Origin of the sequence: Microlunatus soli (genome assembly GCF_900105385.1) — a bacterium.
Lineage (GTDB): Bacteria > Actinomycetota > Actinomycetes > Propionibacteriales > Propionibacteriaceae > Microlunatus > Microlunatus soli.
This window is the reverse complement of sequence record NZ_LT629772.1, coordinates 2,576,216-2,592,316: the sequence shown is the minus strand read 5'-3', so window position 1 is coordinate 2,592,316 and position 16,101 is coordinate 2,576,216. Positions and strand designations below refer to the sequence as shown.

At 67.3% G+C, this 16,101-nt stretch carries 12 protein-coding genes and 1 tRNA gene; 10 read left to right on the top strand and 3 right to left on the bottom strand.

Annotated elements, in window-relative coordinates; genetic code table 11:
* Positions 1–197 precede the first annotated feature (197 nt).
* A complete protein-coding gene (locus BLU38_RS11975) occupies positions 198–782 on the bottom strand; it encodes a WhiB family transcriptional regulator (RefSeq protein ID WP_091524926.1) in 585 nt (194 codons plus the stop codon).
* 362 nt (positions 783–1,144) lie between these two features.
* Entirely contained in the window at positions 1,145–1,744 is a 600-nt protein-coding gene (locus BLU38_RS11970; protein WP_091524922.1) for a bacterial proteasome activator family protein, read from the bottom strand.
* 106 nt (positions 1,745–1,850) lie between these two features.
* Here BLU38_RS11970 and BLU38_RS11965 point away from each other — a divergent pair, with 106 nt between their 5' ends.
* From BLU38_RS11965 to BLU38_RS11950, 4 genes are all read left to right on the top strand, one after another.
* Positions 1,851–2,375, top strand: a complete 525-nt coding sequence (locus BLU38_RS11965) for a DinB family protein (RefSeq protein WP_091524919.1) — start codon at positions 1,851–1,853, stop codon at positions 2,373–2,375.
* Positions 2,376–2,456: 81 nt separating this feature from the next.
* Positions 2,457–4,487, top strand: coding sequence for an ABC transporter transmembrane domain-containing protein (locus BLU38_RS11960; protein WP_091524917.1), 2,031 nt, complete (start codon positions 2,457–2,459; stop codon positions 4,485–4,487).
* Positions 4,484–6,445: an ABC transporter ATP-binding protein gene (locus tag BLU38_RS11955; RefSeq protein ID WP_091524913.1), complete on the top strand. Its 1,962-nt coding sequence runs from the start codon at positions 4,484–4,486 to the stop codon at positions 6,443–6,445. Before BLU38_RS11960 ends, BLU38_RS11955 begins: the two co-directional genes overlap by 4 nt.
* 119 nt (positions 6,446–6,564) lie before the next feature.
* On the top strand, positions 6,565–6,906 hold the full coding sequence (locus tag BLU38_RS11950; RefSeq protein ID WP_091524909.1) for a hypothetical protein: 342 nt from the start codon (positions 6,565–6,567) through the stop codon (positions 6,904–6,906).
* 79 nt (positions 6,907–6,985) lie between these two features.
* Here the strand turns inward: BLU38_RS11950 and BLU38_RS11945 are convergent, their stop codons facing one another.
* Entirely contained in the window at positions 6,986–8,194 is a 1,209-nt protein-coding gene (locus tag BLU38_RS11945; protein ID WP_091524905.1) for a Gfo/Idh/MocA family protein, read from the bottom strand.
* Between the two features lie 214 nt (positions 8,195–8,408).
* On the opposite strand from BLU38_RS11945, the gene BLU38_RS11940 reads away from it, so the two are divergent.
* The 6 genes from BLU38_RS11940 to BLU38_RS11915 all read left to right on the top strand — a co-directional run bounded on the left by BLU38_RS11940 (position 8,409) and on the right by BLU38_RS11915 (position 16,090).
* On the top strand, positions 8,409–9,380 hold the full coding sequence (locus tag BLU38_RS11940; protein ID WP_091532313.1) for an NAD(P)H-quinone oxidoreductase: 972 nt from the start codon (positions 8,409–8,411) through the stop codon (positions 9,378–9,380).
* Between the two features lie 107 nt (positions 9,381–9,487).
* Positions 9,488–9,576, top strand: a tRNA-Ser gene (locus BLU38_RS11935).
* Between the two features lie 38 nt (positions 9,577–9,614).
* On the top strand, positions 9,615–10,058 hold the full coding sequence (locus tag BLU38_RS11930; protein ID WP_157683403.1) for a hypothetical protein: 444 nt from the start codon (positions 9,615–9,617) through the stop codon (positions 10,056–10,058).
* 337 nt (positions 10,059–10,395) lie between these two features.
* Positions 10,396–14,115: an efflux RND transporter permease subunit gene (locus BLU38_RS11925; protein ID WP_091524897.1), complete on the top strand. Its 3,720-nt coding sequence runs from the start codon at positions 10,396–10,398 to the stop codon at positions 14,113–14,115.
* Positions 14,112–15,380: a sensor histidine kinase gene (locus BLU38_RS11920; RefSeq protein WP_091524894.1), complete on the top strand. Its 1,269-nt coding sequence runs from the start codon at positions 14,112–14,114 to the stop codon at positions 15,378–15,380. The genes BLU38_RS11925 and BLU38_RS11920 overlap by 4 nt, the downstream gene beginning before the upstream one ends.
* Entirely contained in the window at positions 15,377–16,090 is a 714-nt protein-coding gene (locus tag BLU38_RS11915; protein WP_091524890.1) for a response regulator, read from the top strand. The genes BLU38_RS11920 and BLU38_RS11915 overlap by 4 nt, the downstream gene beginning before the upstream one ends.
* Positions 16,091–16,101: the final 11 nt, after the last annotated feature.

The window sequence follows — 16,101 nt, the reverse complement described above, 5'->3', positions numbered from 1 at the left end:
GTTCGCTGCGTTGCACTCGTTCGACGGGCCCCGGCCCGCCTTCACTCCTGCGCCAAGCGATGCGGACGCGCATCGCGGGTCCTCGCCACGCCCGTATTGATCAGTGCTTCCCCAGAACGCAGAACAGCCGCACCCGTCGAGCGGGTGCGGCTGAGACCGTGCGAGCCCGATGCCGCGCAGGGGGACGCGGCGTCCGGTCAGGCTGCGCGGCGCAGATGCGCTCGGATCGGTCCGACCACCTGGGCAGCGGCGGCCATCACCTGGGCCAGTGTCGGCAGTTGCCGGCGCCCGGAACGGACCTCGGTCGGTCCGTGATCGGCGGCCCGCTCGCGGCGCAGATGCCGCTTCACGGTGGACAGCGAGCAGCCCAGCCGCTGAGCGATCGATTCCAGCGTCTCGTCGGGGTTGGCTCGCCGGAGTCGGACGACCTCTTCGTGGTCGACCGGACGGTTGCGTGCGGTGGCGCCCGCGAAGGTGTCGAAGTCCTCGCCGTCGACGTTGACTCCGAGTCGGCGCCGGATGTCTCCGCGCTGGCGTTGGGTGGTGCCGGCCACATAGCCGGCGACGTCATGATGGACGACCGCGTCGTACAGGCAGCTCTGGCGGATCGGGCACTCGCCGCAGATCTCGCCCGCCCGCTCGGTCAGATTGGTGTACCGATGACGCAGCGCGGCAGGCGCACTGCTGGTCGGCGGCTCCTCGAGCAGACGATCCTGGAACAGCGACGCGAAGCGCACGCAGCCAGTAACGCTCTGCTGAGTGTTGTCGTCGAACTCACTCATCACGTTCCCCTCTCAGGCCGGGTTTCTTGCTGCCCTGAGACGCCGGGTGTCGCGATCCGGTTCCCACGAATCCGAAGATTCTCGGCCGGTTCGACGACCCAAACGCAACAGACGGGTTGGCCCCACGCACTCGTGAGGGCCGTGTGCGGACTCTCCCGAGGGCGCAAAACCCAGTTAACCGGAATATGCCGATGAGGGGAATCCGCCTAGAGAACGATCTATGTCATTCCATGGAATGAGCAGTCGCGATTCGGGTCTGCGACCGGGCGGACTCAAAAGTAATGCGGTTTCAGATTACGGGATGGTAACTAGATTGACTCCTGAAGCTTAAGTCGACCGATCCGCGCTTTTCTGGCTCCGGGCTACAGGTACATGCCGCCGCTACCGCTCCGCGGATCGTTCGGCGGCTGCTCCTGGCCGGGCGACATGCCCTGTGGCAAGGCCCGACGCATCTGCTCCAGCTGCGCGCGGGCCGCCATCTGCTGAGCGAACAGAGCGGTCTGGATTCCGTGGAAGAGCCCCTCCAGCCAGCCCACCAATTGGGCCTGTGCGATCCGGAGTTCGGCGTCGGACGGCGCCTGTTCGGCAGTGAACGGCAACGCCAACCGATCCAATTCCTCGACCAGCTCCGGGGCCAGGCCATCCTTGAGTTCGGCGATCGACGCGGAATGGATCTCGCGGAGCCGTTGCCGACTGGCGTCATCGAGTGGCGCGGCCTTCACCTCGTCCAGCAGCTGCCGGATCATGTTGCCGATCCGCATCACCTTCGCCGGCTGTTCGACCATGTCGGTCACCGACGGGGTGCTCTCGGAATCGGAATCATCGTCGGACTGCTCAGGTGCACTTTCCACCGCCATTGCCTGCGGCGCCACCACGAACACCCGTCCGTCCTCGGTGCGGCCGGCGACCGGCGGCGGGCCGGAGGGGGTGCCTTCGCTGTTCGGATCCTGTTGATCGGTCATGGGTCCGATCGTAGGCGGTACCGGATCTCGGTTTCGATGGCGAAGTGCGTTCTGCCGGGGCGAAATGGGCGCTACCGGCAGTTCGGCTTTTGCGATACTGGCGACGATGACCTGGACCGCACCGGAGTTCGAGCCGATCCCGACCCCGCGGGTCGGTGACGAACGCATCCAGTTGGTCGGGCTGCTGCAGACGAGCCGTCGCTGCCTGCTGCACAAATGTTCCGGGCTCACCGCCGAACAACTCGCGACCCGCGCCGTGCCGCCGTCGGACCTGTCCCTGCTCGGACTGATCAGGCACTGCGCCGACGTCGAACGGCACTGGTTCCGGCGCCGATTCCTCGGTGAGTGGGCGACCCTGCCGCTGCTGTACGAGGACGGCGCGGGGGGCAAACAGAGCTTCACCGCGGTCGATCCCGCCCGGGCTGCCGATGATCATGCAACCCTGGTGGCGGAGTGGGCAGCGGTCGACGAGGCCCTCGCCGGGCGTGGTCCGGACGACGGTTACCACGACCGCAATCTCGGGGAGGTCTCGTTGCGCTGGGTCTACCACCACGTGGTGACCGAGTATCAACGGCACTGCGGCCATGCCGACCTGTTGCGGGAGCGGATCGACGGCGTTGTCGGATTGTGACCAGGTCCGGTGCCGATTCGTTTGCCGACCCGGCTAAACCCTTTGCTGACAAGGGGATCGTCTGCCTAGAGTTATCTGGCTATGCACGACTTCCCGCCGGCTGTTCCCGGTTTCACGACAACGGTCCGGAAACATCCCGACCGGCAGGCGCTCGACCAATCGCGAGTCGCCGGTCCCGAGCCATCCCGAACCACGGGAGCGGCTTCCGGGACCAGGGAGCAACCGGGGGAGCTGCAGACCAAGGACCGGGCGGCGGCAGCCCGCGGATCGGCAGGCCAACCCGACACCCGCGGCCCCGGCCGGTTCCTGTTCTGGATGCTCCGACAGCAGGCCGATCTCGTGCTGGCAGGGGCGGGCGTGGCGGTGCTCTGGATGATGCCCGGCACGCTCGGCCCCTTCATCATCGGCCGCGCAGTTGATCAAGGAATCACCGGCGGCTCGGCCCGGGCGTTGATCTTCTGGGCGGCACTGCTGCTCGGTGTGGTCGTGGTCGGTGCCGGGTTCGGCATCCTGGGCCACACGCTGGTCGTCCGGAGCTGGCTGATCGCGGGCTACCGGACCACCAAGCTGGTTGCTCGCAAGGCCGGCCAGTTGGGCCACGTCCTGCCCCAACGCACGCCGACCGGGGAGGTGCTCAGCGTCTCCTCCTCCGACAGCGACCAGTTCGGTGCCCTGACCGAAGTGTTCTCCCGTGCCATCGGATCGTTGGTGGCGTTCAGCATCGTCGCCTCGATCGTGCTGTCCACCTCGCCGCGGCTCGGGCTGATGGTGCTGATCGCCGCACCCGTGCTGGTGTTGATCGCGATGCCGCTGCTGCGGCCGTTGCAACGCCGGCAGACGATCGAGCGCAATCGGGCCTCGAAGTTGACCTCGATGGCGACCGACATCGTCGCCGGCCTGCGGATCCTGCGCGGGGTCGGTGGTGAGCGGACCTTCGGTGAGAACTACGCCGAGCAGTCCCAGAACGTACGACGTGCCGGCGTCGCGGCCGGCATCTGGCAGGCCGTCACCGACGCCACCGGGGTGCTCTTCTCCGGCCTGTTCCTGGTCACGCTCACCTGGATCGGCGCCTTGCAGGTCCTGGACAACAAGCTGACCGTCGGCCAGCTGATCAGCTTCTTCGGCTACGCGTTGTTCATGGTGGCACCGATCCAGACCTTCTTCGAACTCGCCCAGAAGGCGGTCCGCGCCCACGTGTCGGCCAGCAAGACGGTCGCGGTGCTGCGCCAGCAGCCGCCCTGGACCGAGCCGGCGACCTCACGGCCGTTGCCGACCGATGCGCCGATCGTCGAGCAGCGTACGGGATTTCGTGCCGAGCCCGGGCAGCTGACGATGGTGGTCTCCGCGCTGCCGGACAACACAGCGGCGCTGGCCGATCGGCTCGGCCGCTACCTCGTCGTTGATCATGAACCGGTCAGCCTCGAGGTCGACGAGCAGTTGAAGGGCCGGGCGGCGTCCCGGGCCCGCGCCGAACGGGAACGGCAGCGGCGTGAGCTGATCGCCGCCGACATCGAGGCCGCCGGCGGCGCTTGGGGTGTGACCGTCGGGGACGTCGATCTCGCCGAGGTGGAGATGGACGACATCCGGCAACACATCCTGATCAGTGACACCCGGAGCATGGTGTTCGCCGGCACGCTGCAGGAGGCGATCGACCCGCATGCCCGGTTGACGTTGGCCGAAGCCGAGGCGGCGATGCACACCGCTGCCGCCGACGATGTGTACGAGGCGATGCCCGGTGGCTGGCAGGGGCGACTGGACGAACGGGGCCGCGGCCTGTCCGGCGGGCAACGGCAGCGTCTGGTGCTGGCCCGTGCGCTGGCCGTCGATCCGGAGATCCTGGTCCTGGTCGAACCGACGTCGGCCGTCGACGCCCACACCGAGGCGATGATCGCCGAGCGGTTGGCCGAGCACCGGCGTGGCCGGACCACGATCGTGATGACGGCGTCACCGCTGTTGCTGCACCACGCAGACCGGGTTGCGTTGCTGGACAACGACGCGATCGTGGCCACCGGAACGCATGACGAGTTGATCGTCGGCGAGCCGCGCTACCGCCACGTCGTCAACCGGGCGATGGACGAAGAGGACACCGTGATCGACGGGGGAGAGCGATGACCGAGCGGGGAGTGCCGGTGATCATGCCGATGGCGGACTCGGCCGAGACCTGGGACGACGAACGGTCGCGCCGGGCGATGGGAGGACGGCAGTCCAGGGTGCCGGCCGAGCTCCGGGTGCCACGGGAGGCCTCGGTCGGTGAGCGGCTGCGTGCCTGGCAGCGACGTCATGCGCTCCGCGAGCGACGGGCTCGCGACTTCTACACCCGGTCGCGTAACCCCGAACGCGGGCTCCCGGTCGCGGGCTGGCCGGCGGTCGCCGATTTCATCAAGGGCCTGCTGACCCGGCGGAAGGGCCTCGCCCTGCTGTTGTTGATCTTGAACGGACTGGCTGCCGTCGCCGGGCTGATCGTGCCGCGGGTGCTCGGCAACCTGGTCGATGCGGCCGCTGCAACGGGCACTGTGGCGGCGACGGTGAACGGATTGGCGATCGCGGTGATCGCGATCGTGATCATGCAGGCGTTGCTCACTTTCGGTGCCCGGGTCTCGGCGGCGATCTTCGGTCAGGATCTGCTGGCCTCGGCCCGTGAATACATTGTCCGGACCGTGCTGCGGTTGCCGTTGAGCAGGGTGGAGAGCGCCAGTAGTGGCGATCTGGTCACCCGGGTCACCCGCGACGTCGGCACGATGAGCGAATCGGTCCGCTGGGGGCTGCCGGAGGCCGTGGTGGCGTTGATCACCACGGTGTTGACGGTGGTGGCGATCGTGCTGAACTCACCGCTGCTGGCATTACCGATCCTGGTCTCGGTCGCACCGCTGTGGATCGCGGTCCGCCGTTATCTGCAACGCGCGCCGATGGGCTACATCACCGAGGGTGGTAGCTATTCGGCGATCAACACCTCGCTGACCGAGACCGTCGAAGGTGCCCGGACGGTCGAATCGCTCGGCCTGCAACGCCATCGCACCGATCTGACCGACGAGGACATCGAGGTGTCGGCGCAGGCCGAGCGTTACACGATGTCACTGCGCAACCTGCTGTTCGGCGTGATCGACATCTCCTACAACACCCCGCTGGTCTGGACCATCCTGCTCGGCGGCTTCGGTTACAGCCAGGGTTGGGTGACACTCGGCCAGATCACCGCCGCAACGCTGTACATCCAAGCCGTCGTCGAACCGCTGGACCGGTTGATCAGCAACGTCGACCGGCTCCAGGTGGGCGTTGCCTCGACCACCCGGCTGCTGGGCATTGCCGCCGTACCGCAGGATCGGGAGCCGGGGGACCGGCAGCCGTCCGACTCGCATCTGGTGGGCCGGGACCTGCGCTTCGCCTATCGCGAGGACCACGACGTACTGCACGGTGTTGATCTTGACCTGGTGCCGGGTGAGCGGCTCGCGATCGTCGGACCGAGCGGTTCCGGCAAGTCGACGTTGGGGCGGTTGCTGTCCGGCATCAACGGACCGCGGACCGGCCGGGTGACGGTCGGTGACGTCGATCTGATCAAGCTGCCTCTTGATCAACTTCGGACCCAGGTGTCGTTGGTCACCCAGGAACACCATGTCTTCGTCGGCAGCATCCGGGACAACATCGTGCTGGCCAGAGAAGACTCCGGCGACGACGTGGTGGTCGCCGCGCTGCGCACGGTCGACGCCTGGGACTGGGTGCAACGGATGCCGGCCGGGCTGGACACCATGATCGGTTCCGGCAACAACGCACTGACCCCGGCCCAGGCCCAGCAGATCGCCCTGGCTCGGCTGGTGGTTGCCGATCCGCACACGCTGGTGTTGGACGAGGCGACCTCGTTGATCGATCCGCGGACCGCCCGGCATCTGGAAGGTTCGATGGCTGCCCTGCTGGAGGACCGGACGGTCGTCGCGATCGCGCACCGGCTGCACACCGCGCACGACGCCGACCGGATCGCAGTGGTGATCGACGGCCGGATCGCCGAACTGGGCAGTCACCAGGAGCTGATCGACGCCGACGGCGAATACGCCAGCCTGTGGCGCGCCTGGACCAGCTAACCCACCCCGCCGACCCGTCAGTTTCTCCCGCATTTTCGCCGCGTGTCGGGGAGAAACTGACGGGTCGGCGGGGGTTTTGTGGCGGTCTGGTTGGCCGGTTCGACTGGCACAATCCGACCATGAGCCAGGGCAGCTTCGGTCGGATGCCGGCCGCCGTCATCCCGTACGTCGAACCGTACGACGGTGACCGTCGGGTCCTGAGACTCAACCTCACGACCGGTAATCGGATGCTGCAAAAGGGGCAGATCCCGCCGGTCGTGGCGATCGACGGCCGGCAGTACATCGTCTACTGGGGCACGGTGAGCTTCGAGATCCCCGCCGACCGTGCCTGCCACCTCAGCGTGCACGTCGATTCCGAGCGGATCGCTCAAGTCGCCTCGACCCTGTTGCCGCCCGGAGATCTCCCCGTCGAACTCACCTACGCCACGAACTTCATCAGCGGAGTCGGCACCCTGCACTGAGCCCTCTCCGCCGACCCGTCAGTTTCTCCCGCAATTCCGGCGTGTTTCGGGGAGGAACTGACGGGTCGGCGGGGTTGGGTCAGCTCTGGCCGGACTCGAAGTAGGCGATCAGTTCCGGCGGGAGGGGCGGCACCGGGCGGGCCGAGCCGTCGCTGCGCAACGAGTCGGTGGCGACACAACCGGCGGCGACCGCCTGCCGGGCTGCCACCGGTGAGGTGTCGGTGCGGCCACCGTTGGCGGTGAAGTTGAGGAACTCGTCGATCAACCGCGGATCGGCGCCGCCGTGCGTGCCACCGGCCTCGCCGTCGCCGATGATGATCTTGTCGTCCGGTTCGCTGAAGGTGTCGTGCCGGTGGTCCCAGACCGCGATCGTGTCACCGGGGCCGTCGCCGAGATTCTCGATCCGGCCCTTGGTGCCGATCACGGTGTAGTTGCGCCAGTAGTCCGGGGCGAAGTGACACTGTTCGTACGAGGCCAGCACGCCGTTGTCCAGTCGCATCTGCATCATCGAGATGTCCTCGACGTCCACCACCGGGTTGAGTCCGTTCTGCTCCGTCGGCGGCCAGTTGTCCTTGTTGTACCAGTCCCACATCCGGTCGTCGGTGTGGTCGGTGCGGTCGTCGATCTTGCCGTAGACCATCAGGTCGCCCATCGCCGACACCGTCGCGCTGTACCCGCCGGCCAGCCAATGGATGACATCCAGATCGTGCGCGCCCTTCTGCAACAGCAGCCCGGTCGAGCGGCTCCGGTCGGCGTGCCAGTCCTTGAAGTAGAAGTCGCCGCCGGTGCTGACGAAATGCCGGCACCAGACCGCTTTGACCTCGCCGATCCGGCCCTGTTCGATCAGCTCCCGCATCTGCCGGACGACCGGCATGTGCCGCATGTTGTGGCCGACGTAGAGCCGGGTGCCGGTCTCGTACGCGGTCTGCAGCAGAGTGTCGCAGTCCTCGATGGTGATCGCCAGCGGCTTCTCGCAGAACACCGCGACACCGGCCTGCAGCGCTCGCAACGCCACCGGGAAGTGTTGATCATCCGGGGTGGTGATCAGCACCGCATCGATCCCGGAGCCGAGCAGCCGATCGAGATCGTCGGTGACCTCGGCCTCGGGCAACGCGGACCGGGCATCGGCCTGACCGCGTTCGCTCGGATCGCAGATGATCGTCACCCGGCTCGGCAGTGTCGGATGGTCCGGGCGCTGGGCGTACTTCCACAGTCCCGCCCGCATGCCGAACCCGGCGATGCCCACCGACAGCTCGCGCGTCGCGACCGTCGCTTCCTGCTGAGTCATGATCAACTTCCTCGTTATCGCTGAACGGACCGATGCGCAGCCATCCTTGCACCGATGGCGACACGATCGGATCGGACCCGGTCCGATGGCCGGCTCGGGAGCCGCCGACACCACGAGGTTAATGGATTAGCCAACGCGGTCGCGAAGCGGGCCGGATCCGGCCGATTGGCTGCCAGTGATCCACCTGCTGGTCAGAACCGGGCAGACTGGCGCCATGCGTGCCGTCACTCTTGAACAGCCGGGCGATCCGGATGTCCTGCAGCTCACCGAGATCCCCGACCCGGTCCCCGCTGCCGGTGAACTCGTGATCGAGGTCGCCGCGGCGGGGGTCAACCGGGCCGATCTGCAGCAGCGGATCGGTGTCTACGCCCCGCCGCCCGGTGCCTCGGAGATCATCGGCCTGGAGTGCTCCGGGGTGGTGGCCGAGGTCGGCGACGGCGTCGAGGGCTGGCGCCCCGGCGATCCGTGCGTCGCGCTGCTCGCCGGCGGAGGTTACGCCGAGCGGGTCGCCGTACCGGCCGGTCAGGTGGTGGCGCCGCCGGAGGGCGTGGACCTGGTCACCGCCGGTGGCTTGGTCGAGGTCGCCGCGACCGTGCTGTCGAATCTGTCCCAGGCCCGGCTCGCCGCCGGCGAGACCTTCCTGGTGCACGGTGGTGCGGGTGGCATCGGCACCTTCGCCATCCAATACGCCAAGACCCTCGGAGCCACCGTGATCGCCACCGGCGGATCGGAGGACAAGTTGGAACACTGCCGCGCCGTCGGCGCCGACCTCGCTGTCTCCTATCGCGAGGACTGGGCAGCTGCGGTAGCCGACTTCACCCAGGGCCGCGGGGTCGACGTGATTCTGGACAACATGGGCGCGAAGTATCTGGAGGCCAACACCGGTTCGCTGGCCGCCGACGGCCGGCTGATGGTGATCGGGCTGCAGGGCGGCCGGAAGGCGACCCTCGATCTCGGTGCGCTGCTCGCCAAGCGTGCCTCGGTCGCCGCCACCTCACTGCGAGGACGACCCACCGAGCAGAAATCGGCGATCTGTCGGCAGGTCGCCGAGCAGGTCTGGCCGCAGTTCACCGCCGGAGCCATCAAGCCCGCGCCGGAGACTCGGATGCCGCTGACCGAGGTCGTCGCCGCCCATACCCGACTGGAGTCCGGCAGCAACATCGGCAAGATCCTGCTGCTGCCCTGACCCCGCCATCGGGGTGCCGGCGCGGTTGAGTTCGAGGCAGCCGTGGACATTCGTCTAAGATCGCGGTTGCTGTGCGCGGTGGTCGGCAACGGCCGGTGACACAGCATGGCGAGGTCGCATAGTGGACTAGTGCAGCCGCCTTGAAAGCGGCCGAGCGGCTCAAACCGTTCCGTGGGTTCGAATCCCACCCTCGCCGCCGATGAACGTCGGTGTCCGATCGGATGGGCAGGATTGATGACCAGCTACGTGCTGACGGCCGACCGGCCGCTGCGTGCCTCGGCGATCAGCGCGGTGCTCGACCTGATCGGAGCCGTCCTGATCGTCGTCGGGCTGGACCGCTCGCTGGCTGTCCTGGTGGTGATCGGCATCGTCCTGTTTGCGCTGGGTATCACCCTGGCCGTCGCGGCCGCCGTCGTACGCCACCGGTTGCGCACCGAGGTCCGGCTCGGCCCGGACGAGATCGTGATCAGCAGTGCCGGCCGGACCGCGCGGGCGCGGTGGGCCGAGATCAGCGGCGTGACCACCGACGACCACGTCATCTACCTGGCCAGGGACTCCTCCGACGCACCGGATCTCAAGATCAACAGCCCGCGCGGTACGGCCGATCCGGAGTTCGCACGGTTGTCAGCCGAGCTCGCCGACCGGCTCGACGACGACCGCGGCTACCACTCCCTGTAACAGGGTCGCGCCGCACCGGATCCTCGATGCCGGGCACGAGTGTCCTGCACCCGAAATCCGTCACATAATTCGAACGCCTGAAGCGGCAATCTGCTGCGTTGTCGTCGGCTTACATGCACCCGGCATGCGCACCTCCTCCGCCTTGCAGCTCACCACTTCAGTCGCCCGACTTATGCAACGGATTTCGGGTGCAGGGCACTAGTACCTGAGTGCCATGCCAGCGCCGGATTTCCATCGTACGAAGGATTTGTCGACGCTGAACTCTTCCTAGCATGACGGGCGTTCGTGTCTGCCTGTGCACCGCCGGGGTGTGGTGAGAAGAGGAATCCCAGAGCCGATGTCCGGTTTGACCCGTTTCAGTCTTCGCAATCGGCTCGTCGTCGCGCTGATCTCTGTCGCCGTCCTGATCTTCGGCGTGAGCTCGGTGCTCTCGCTCAAGCAGGAGTTGATGCCCGACATCCAGGCTCCGCAGGCGGCCATCTCGGTGACCTATCCGGGCGCCGCGCCGGACGTCGTCGCCGACGAAGCGGCCGACCCGATCCAGAAGGCGTTGAAGAACGTCCGCGGGGTCACCGACGTCAAGGCCACCTCGCAGACCGGCGGCGCGCAGCTGACGGCACAGTGGGACTACGGGCTCGACACCGACAAGATCATCGCCGACCTCACGTCTGCCGTGGACGGTGTGAAGTCGGAACTGCCGGAGGCCGTCAAGACCGAGGTGGCCGCGGGCAGCATCGACGACTTCCCCGTGATCCAACTGGCGGTCGCGGCCGACCTGAAGCTGCCCGAGCTGACTCCGCTGGTCGACGATCTGGTGGTCGACCGGCTGGCCGCGATCCCCGGCGTACGCGATGTCCAGCTGTCCGGTCAGGACACCGATCAGATCGCGGTGACGTTGCGGCCGCACGATCTACGGGCTCACGATCTGCAACCCGACGTGGTGAACCAGGCGCTGCAGGGTCAGCTCAGCGCGACGCCGGCCGGTTCGACGCACGACGGCAACACCCAGCTGTCGGTCCAGGTCGGCGATGCGCCCGATTCGATCAAGCAGGTGTCCGGCCTGCCGGTGGCCACGACCGACGGGCCGATCCCGTTGTCGAAGATCGCCGACGTCAAGCTGGCAACGGTCGAACGGACGTCGCTGGCCCGAGCCGATGGTCGACCCGCGTTGAGTGTCGCGGTGCTGAAGGCCCCGGACGCAGACACCGTCGAGATCTCTCACGCAGTGCAGGCGGCACTACCGGACGCGATGTCTCGGATCGGACACCAGGCGGTCGCCAGCACCGCCTTCGATCAAGCACCGATGATCGAGCAGTCGCTGCATGACCTGGCGACCGAAGGCGGGCTGGGTCTGGCCTTCGCCATCGTCGTGATCTTGGTCTTCCTGCTGTCGATCCGCTCCACCATCATCACCGCGATCTCGATCCCGATGTCGCTGTTGATCGCGATGATCGGACTGCGGATCGGCGACCTGTCGCTGAACATGCTCACGCTGGCCGCGCTGACCGTTGCCGTCGGCCGGGTGGTGGACGACTCGATCGTGGTGATCGAGAACATCAAACGGCGGGGTGCCGGCGCTGCCCGATTGTCGATCGGCGGCGTCGTCGACTCGGTCAAGGAAGTCGCCGGAGCGGTGACGGCGTCGACCCTGACGACGGTCGCTGTGTTCGTCCCGCTCGCCGTTGTCGGAGGCCCGACCGGTGAGCTGTTCCGGCCGTTTGCGATCACCGTCGCCGTTGCCCTGTTGGCCTCGCTGCTGGTCGCGCTGACGATCGTTCCGTTGTTGGCCTACTGGTTCTTCCGTGGCAGGAAACTCGCAGCGGGCGCCGGCGCGCACCGCGGCGAGGACGAAGCGACCAAGATCACCGCCCTGCAACGCGGATATCTGCCGATCCTGCGGTGGACTCTGAAGCGCCCGGTGATCACCCTGGTGCTGTCGGTGTTGATCTTCATCGGAACGGTGGCGGCGACCCCGTTGTTGAAGACCGACTTCCTCGGTTCGTTCGGCGATGACAGATCGTTGCAGATCAGCCAGGAGCTGCCGGCCGGCACCCGGCTCGCTGCCACGAGCAGAGCGGCCGAGAAGGTCGAGCGGGTACTGGCCGACGATCCCGACATCAAGAGTCACCTGAGCACGATCGGCGGCCAGGAATCCAACACCGCCACCTTCGCCGTCACTCTGTCCGACGAGGCCGACGCCGCAGCGGCGACCGATCGGCTGCGGGGCAAACTGGCTGCCGTCCGGAACGCCGGCGACGTGACGCTGTCGTCCGCCGTCGCGGCAGCCAGTTCCAACGACGTCACGGTGATTCTGTCCGGAGAGAATTCCGAGGTCCTCAACGACACCGTTCCCGCGGTCGTCGCTGCGGTGAAGAAGGTTCCCGGCCTGTCCGACGTCCGATCCGACCTGTCCGAGCAACGCCCCATCCTCAAGGTGTCGCTGAACAGGATGCGGGCGGCCGAGCAGGGCTATACCCAGGCCGAGATCGGACAGGCGCTGACCGCGGCGATGCAAGGAACGACGATCGGGCAGGTCAGCCTGGACGGTGTCGAGCGGGACCTCATCGTCCGGACCCATGCACCGAATCCGACGCCGGCCGAGATCGAGGCGCTGACCTTGCCGGTCTCCCAGGCCCGCCAGACCGAAGCCACCGAAGCTGCCAAGGACAAGCTGCAGAAGCAGTCCGACGAGCTCACCGAGCGCTCCGATGCGCTGCAGGATCGGCAGCAGGAGCTCGCTGACCGGCAACAGGAGGCGGCCGATCGGACTCAGCGGCAGAGCGAGGCGAAGGTCCGCGATCAGGCCGACGATCTGCGGAAGAGCCGTCGCGAGGCCGAACGCAACCTGGAGAAGACCCGAGCGCAACTGCGCAAGCTCAAGCAACAGCAGCCCGCAGCGCCGAAGCAGCCGCAGCCCGGACAGCCACAGGTCCCGGTCACCCAGGACCAACTGGCTGCGCAGCAGGCTGCCGCTGCTTGGGCCCAGCAGGTCGCTCAGCTGCAGGCCGCCGTCCAGCAGGCGAAGGCCGGCGTCGAACAACTCGATGATCAAGCCAATGCGATGCGCGACCAGCAGGACGAGGCCGCGGCGCAACAGGACGATGCGGATCAGTTGAAGCAGGATCAAGAAGACCTTGCCGACCAGCAGGAAGCGCTCGGCAAGGAACAGAAGAAACTGGCGAAGAAGCAGGAACAGCTGACCGACCTTCGGGCCGATCCCCTCACAGTCGGCGACGTCGCGACGGTGAAGACCGTTGACGCACCGACCGCGGTCAGCCAGATCGACGGCAAACGCGCGATCACGATCACCGCTACGCCGACCGGCTCCGACCTGGGCGCCGTCAGTCAAGCACTGCAGACCACCGTCGACGGCCTGGAGCTGCCGGCCGGAGTGTCGGTGGAGCAGGGCGGTGCGTCCGCCGATCAGCAGGAGGCGTTCGGACAGCTTGCGCTGGCGATGGGGCTGGCGGTGATGTTGATCTTCATCATCATGGTCGCGACCTTCCGCAGCCTGCTACAGCCGTTGATCTTGTTGGTCTCGATTCCGTTCGCAGCGACCGGCGCACTGATCAGCCTGTTGATCACCGATACACCGCTCGGGGTGCCGGCGATGATCGGACTGCTGATGTTGATCGGCATCGTGGTGACGAACGCGATCGTGCTGATCGATCTGATCAACACGATCCGGTCCCGGGGTGCCGCACCGGAGCAGGCGATCGTCGACGGTGCCCGTCTGCGGATCCGGCCGATCATCATGACCGCCGCTGCGACGATCTTCGCGCTGCTGCCGATGGGGCTCGGGTTCACCGGCGGTGGGGCGTTCATCTCCGGCCCGCTGGCGGTCGTCGTGATCGGCGGCCTGGTGTCGTCAACCCTGTTGACCCTCATCCTGGTGCCGGTCCTCTACAGTTTGACCACCAGGATCGGCAACCGCCGTCGTTCCGTCGCCGATGGCGACCAGCCGCGCCCCGACGACCAGCCGGAGGCGACGTCGGCGGACGAGAACGAAACCGGACTCGGCATCATCGCCGATGGATCGGAGGAGAGTCGGCCATGAACGCCGAACCGGCGTCACCGGTCCGGCCTGCCGGGCCACTGCCGCGGCCGCCGGGCTGGATCCGCAGGTTCGCCGCCGCGCACCCGCGGATCGTCGACGGGTTGGTGGTGGCGATCTGCTTCGCCGGCGAACTCAGCGTCTTCGGTCTGCCGACGTCGGTGGATCGGCCGCCGGTGTGGTCGTTCCCGGTCGTGGTCGTCGCCGCGGCGGTCGCCGGCGTCGCGCTGTGGTTCCGGCGGCGGTTCCCGGTGCCGTCGTTCGTCATCGTGCTGCTCTGTTCGGCACCGCTGCTGGCTGCACCGATCGGTGCGTTGTCGATGATGCTGACCGCCTCGCTCTACGCGCTGTCGGTCTATCGCTCCAACCGGGCCGGCTGGATCGGGCTGGCTGCCGCGTTCGGGGCGACCGAGCTGGTCGCAGTGGTCACGTCGCTGGTGGAAAGCTGGCCCGTGCTGGCCGAGGGCAGCACCTGGTTGACGCTGTTCGGGCGGCGTCAGCAGGTGCTGTTCACCACCTTCGCCTTTCTGCTGGCTGCCGTCGTGATCGGCATGAACGTCGGTGGCCGCAAACGCTACATCGCTGCTCTGGTTGATCATGCCGAGCAGTTGGCCCGTGATCAGGAACAGCGCAGCGAGCTGGCTGTCGCCGCCGAGCGATCACGCATCGCGCGGGAGATCCACGACATCGTCGCGCACTCGCTGTCGGTGATGGTGCGCCTCGCCGACGGTGCGGATTCGGTTCTCGAATCCGACGTCCGACAGGCACGGACCGTACTGACCGAGATCGGGCGCACCGGGCGCAAATCGCTCACCGAGATGCGTCGTGTGCTGGGCGTACTCAGCGATGGTTCCGATCATGGAGCGGCCTTGGACCCGTCGCCCGAGCTCGGTGATCTGGGCACCCTGATCGGAGTGTTCCGGCAGACCGGACTGCCGATCCGCTACGTCACGACGGGTGAGCCGAAGGTCTCGGCCGGCGTCCAACTCGCGGTGTATCGGGCGGTGCAGGAGACCCTCACCAATGCGTTGCGGTACGCCGTCGCTCCGACCGAGGTCAACGTCGAGATCGACTACACTTCCGGCGTGACCGTGACCGTGACGAACGACAGCGCGGCACCGCCGATGGAGATCGTCGGCTCCGGTCGCGGGCTGATCGGGTTGCGGGAGCGGGCGGCACTCTACGGCGGCGCGGTACGCAGCGAACCCATCCCGGGCGGCGGTTGGATCGTGGTGATGACCTTGCCCGACGCCGCCCAGGACGGATGACCGACCCGGAGGCCGAGGCCGATCCGGCACCGATCTCGGTCCTGATCGTCGATGATCAGGATCTGGTCCGGTTGGGGCTGGCCATGGTCGTCGGCGCCGAACCCGGTCTGCGCGTCGCCGGTGAGGCCGCCGATGGGCGCGCCGCCATCGAGCAGGCACGTCGACTGCGTCCCGACGTGATCTTGATGGACGTCCGGATGCCCCGCCAGGACGGGATCGAGACGACCCGGCAGCTGATCGCCGAGCTGCCCGACAGCAGGGTGATCATCTTGACCACCTTCGATCTCGACGAGTACGCCTTCGGTGGCCTGCACGCCGGTGCCAGCGGCTTCCTGCTCAAGGACTCCACCAAGATCGAGATCATCAACGGGATCCGCGCCGTTGCCAGCGGTGAGGCGTGCGTGTCGCCGCGGATCACCCGCCGGATGCTCGATCTGTTCGGTAGTCAGTTCCCCGGCGCGGCGGAGGCGGTCCGTGCCGAGCGTGTCCGGCAGCTGGAGGATCTCGGCGAGCTGGAGCAACTCACGGGCCGGGAGCGAGACGTGCTGCTGGCCGTCGCGCGGGGCCTGTCGAACCAGGAGATCGCCGACGAGCTGCAGATCTCGGAGTCGACGATCAAGACCCACGTCGGTCGGATCCTGCTGAAGCTCGGATTCCGCGACCGGGTCCAAGCCGTCGTCTGGGCTCACCAGAATCGGCTGCTGGACTGATCGAGGTCCGC

Excerpts from the sequence above, each read along its gene's own strand:
- BLU38_RS11975 (WP_091524926.1), bottom strand. The coding sequence starts at position 782 with ATGAGTGAGTTCGACGACAACACTCAGCAGAGCGTTACTGGCTGCGTG.
- BLU38_RS11970 (WP_091524922.1), bottom strand. The coding sequence starts at position 1,744 with ATGACCGATCAACAGGATCCGAACAGCGAAGGCACCCCCTCCGGCCCG.
- BLU38_RS11965 (WP_091524919.1), top strand. The coding sequence starts at position 1,851 with ATGACCTGGACCGCACCGGAGTTCGAGCCGATCCCGACCCCGCGGGTC.
- BLU38_RS11960 (WP_091524917.1), top strand. The coding sequence starts at position 2,457 with ATGCACGACTTCCCGCCGGCTGTTCCCGGTTTCACGACAACGGTCCGG.
- BLU38_RS11955 (WP_091524913.1), top strand. The coding sequence starts at position 4,484 with ATGACCGAGCGGGGAGTGCCGGTGATCATGCCGATGGCGGACTCGGCC.
- BLU38_RS11950 (WP_091524909.1), top strand. The coding sequence starts at position 6,565 with ATGAGCCAGGGCAGCTTCGGTCGGATGCCGGCCGCCGTCATCCCGTAC.
- BLU38_RS11945 (WP_091524905.1), bottom strand. The coding sequence starts at position 8,194 with ATGACTCAGCAGGAAGCGACGGTCGCGACGCGCGAGCTGTCGGTGGGC.
- BLU38_RS11940 (WP_091532313.1), top strand. The coding sequence starts at position 8,409 with ATGCGTGCCGTCACTCTTGAACAGCCGGGCGATCCGGATGTCCTGCAG.
- BLU38_RS11930 (WP_157683403.1), top strand. The coding sequence starts at position 9,615 with ATGACCAGCTACGTGCTGACGGCCGACCGGCCGCTGCGTGCCTCGGCG.
- BLU38_RS11925 (WP_091524897.1), top strand. The coding sequence starts at position 10,396 with ATGTCCGGTTTGACCCGTTTCAGTCTTCGCAATCGGCTCGTCGTCGCG.
- BLU38_RS11920 (WP_091524894.1), top strand. The coding sequence starts at position 14,112 with ATGAACGCCGAACCGGCGTCACCGGTCCGGCCTGCCGGGCCACTGCCG.
- BLU38_RS11915 (WP_091524890.1), top strand. The coding sequence starts at position 15,377 with ATGACCGACCCGGAGGCCGAGGCCGATCCGGCACCGATCTCGGTCCTG.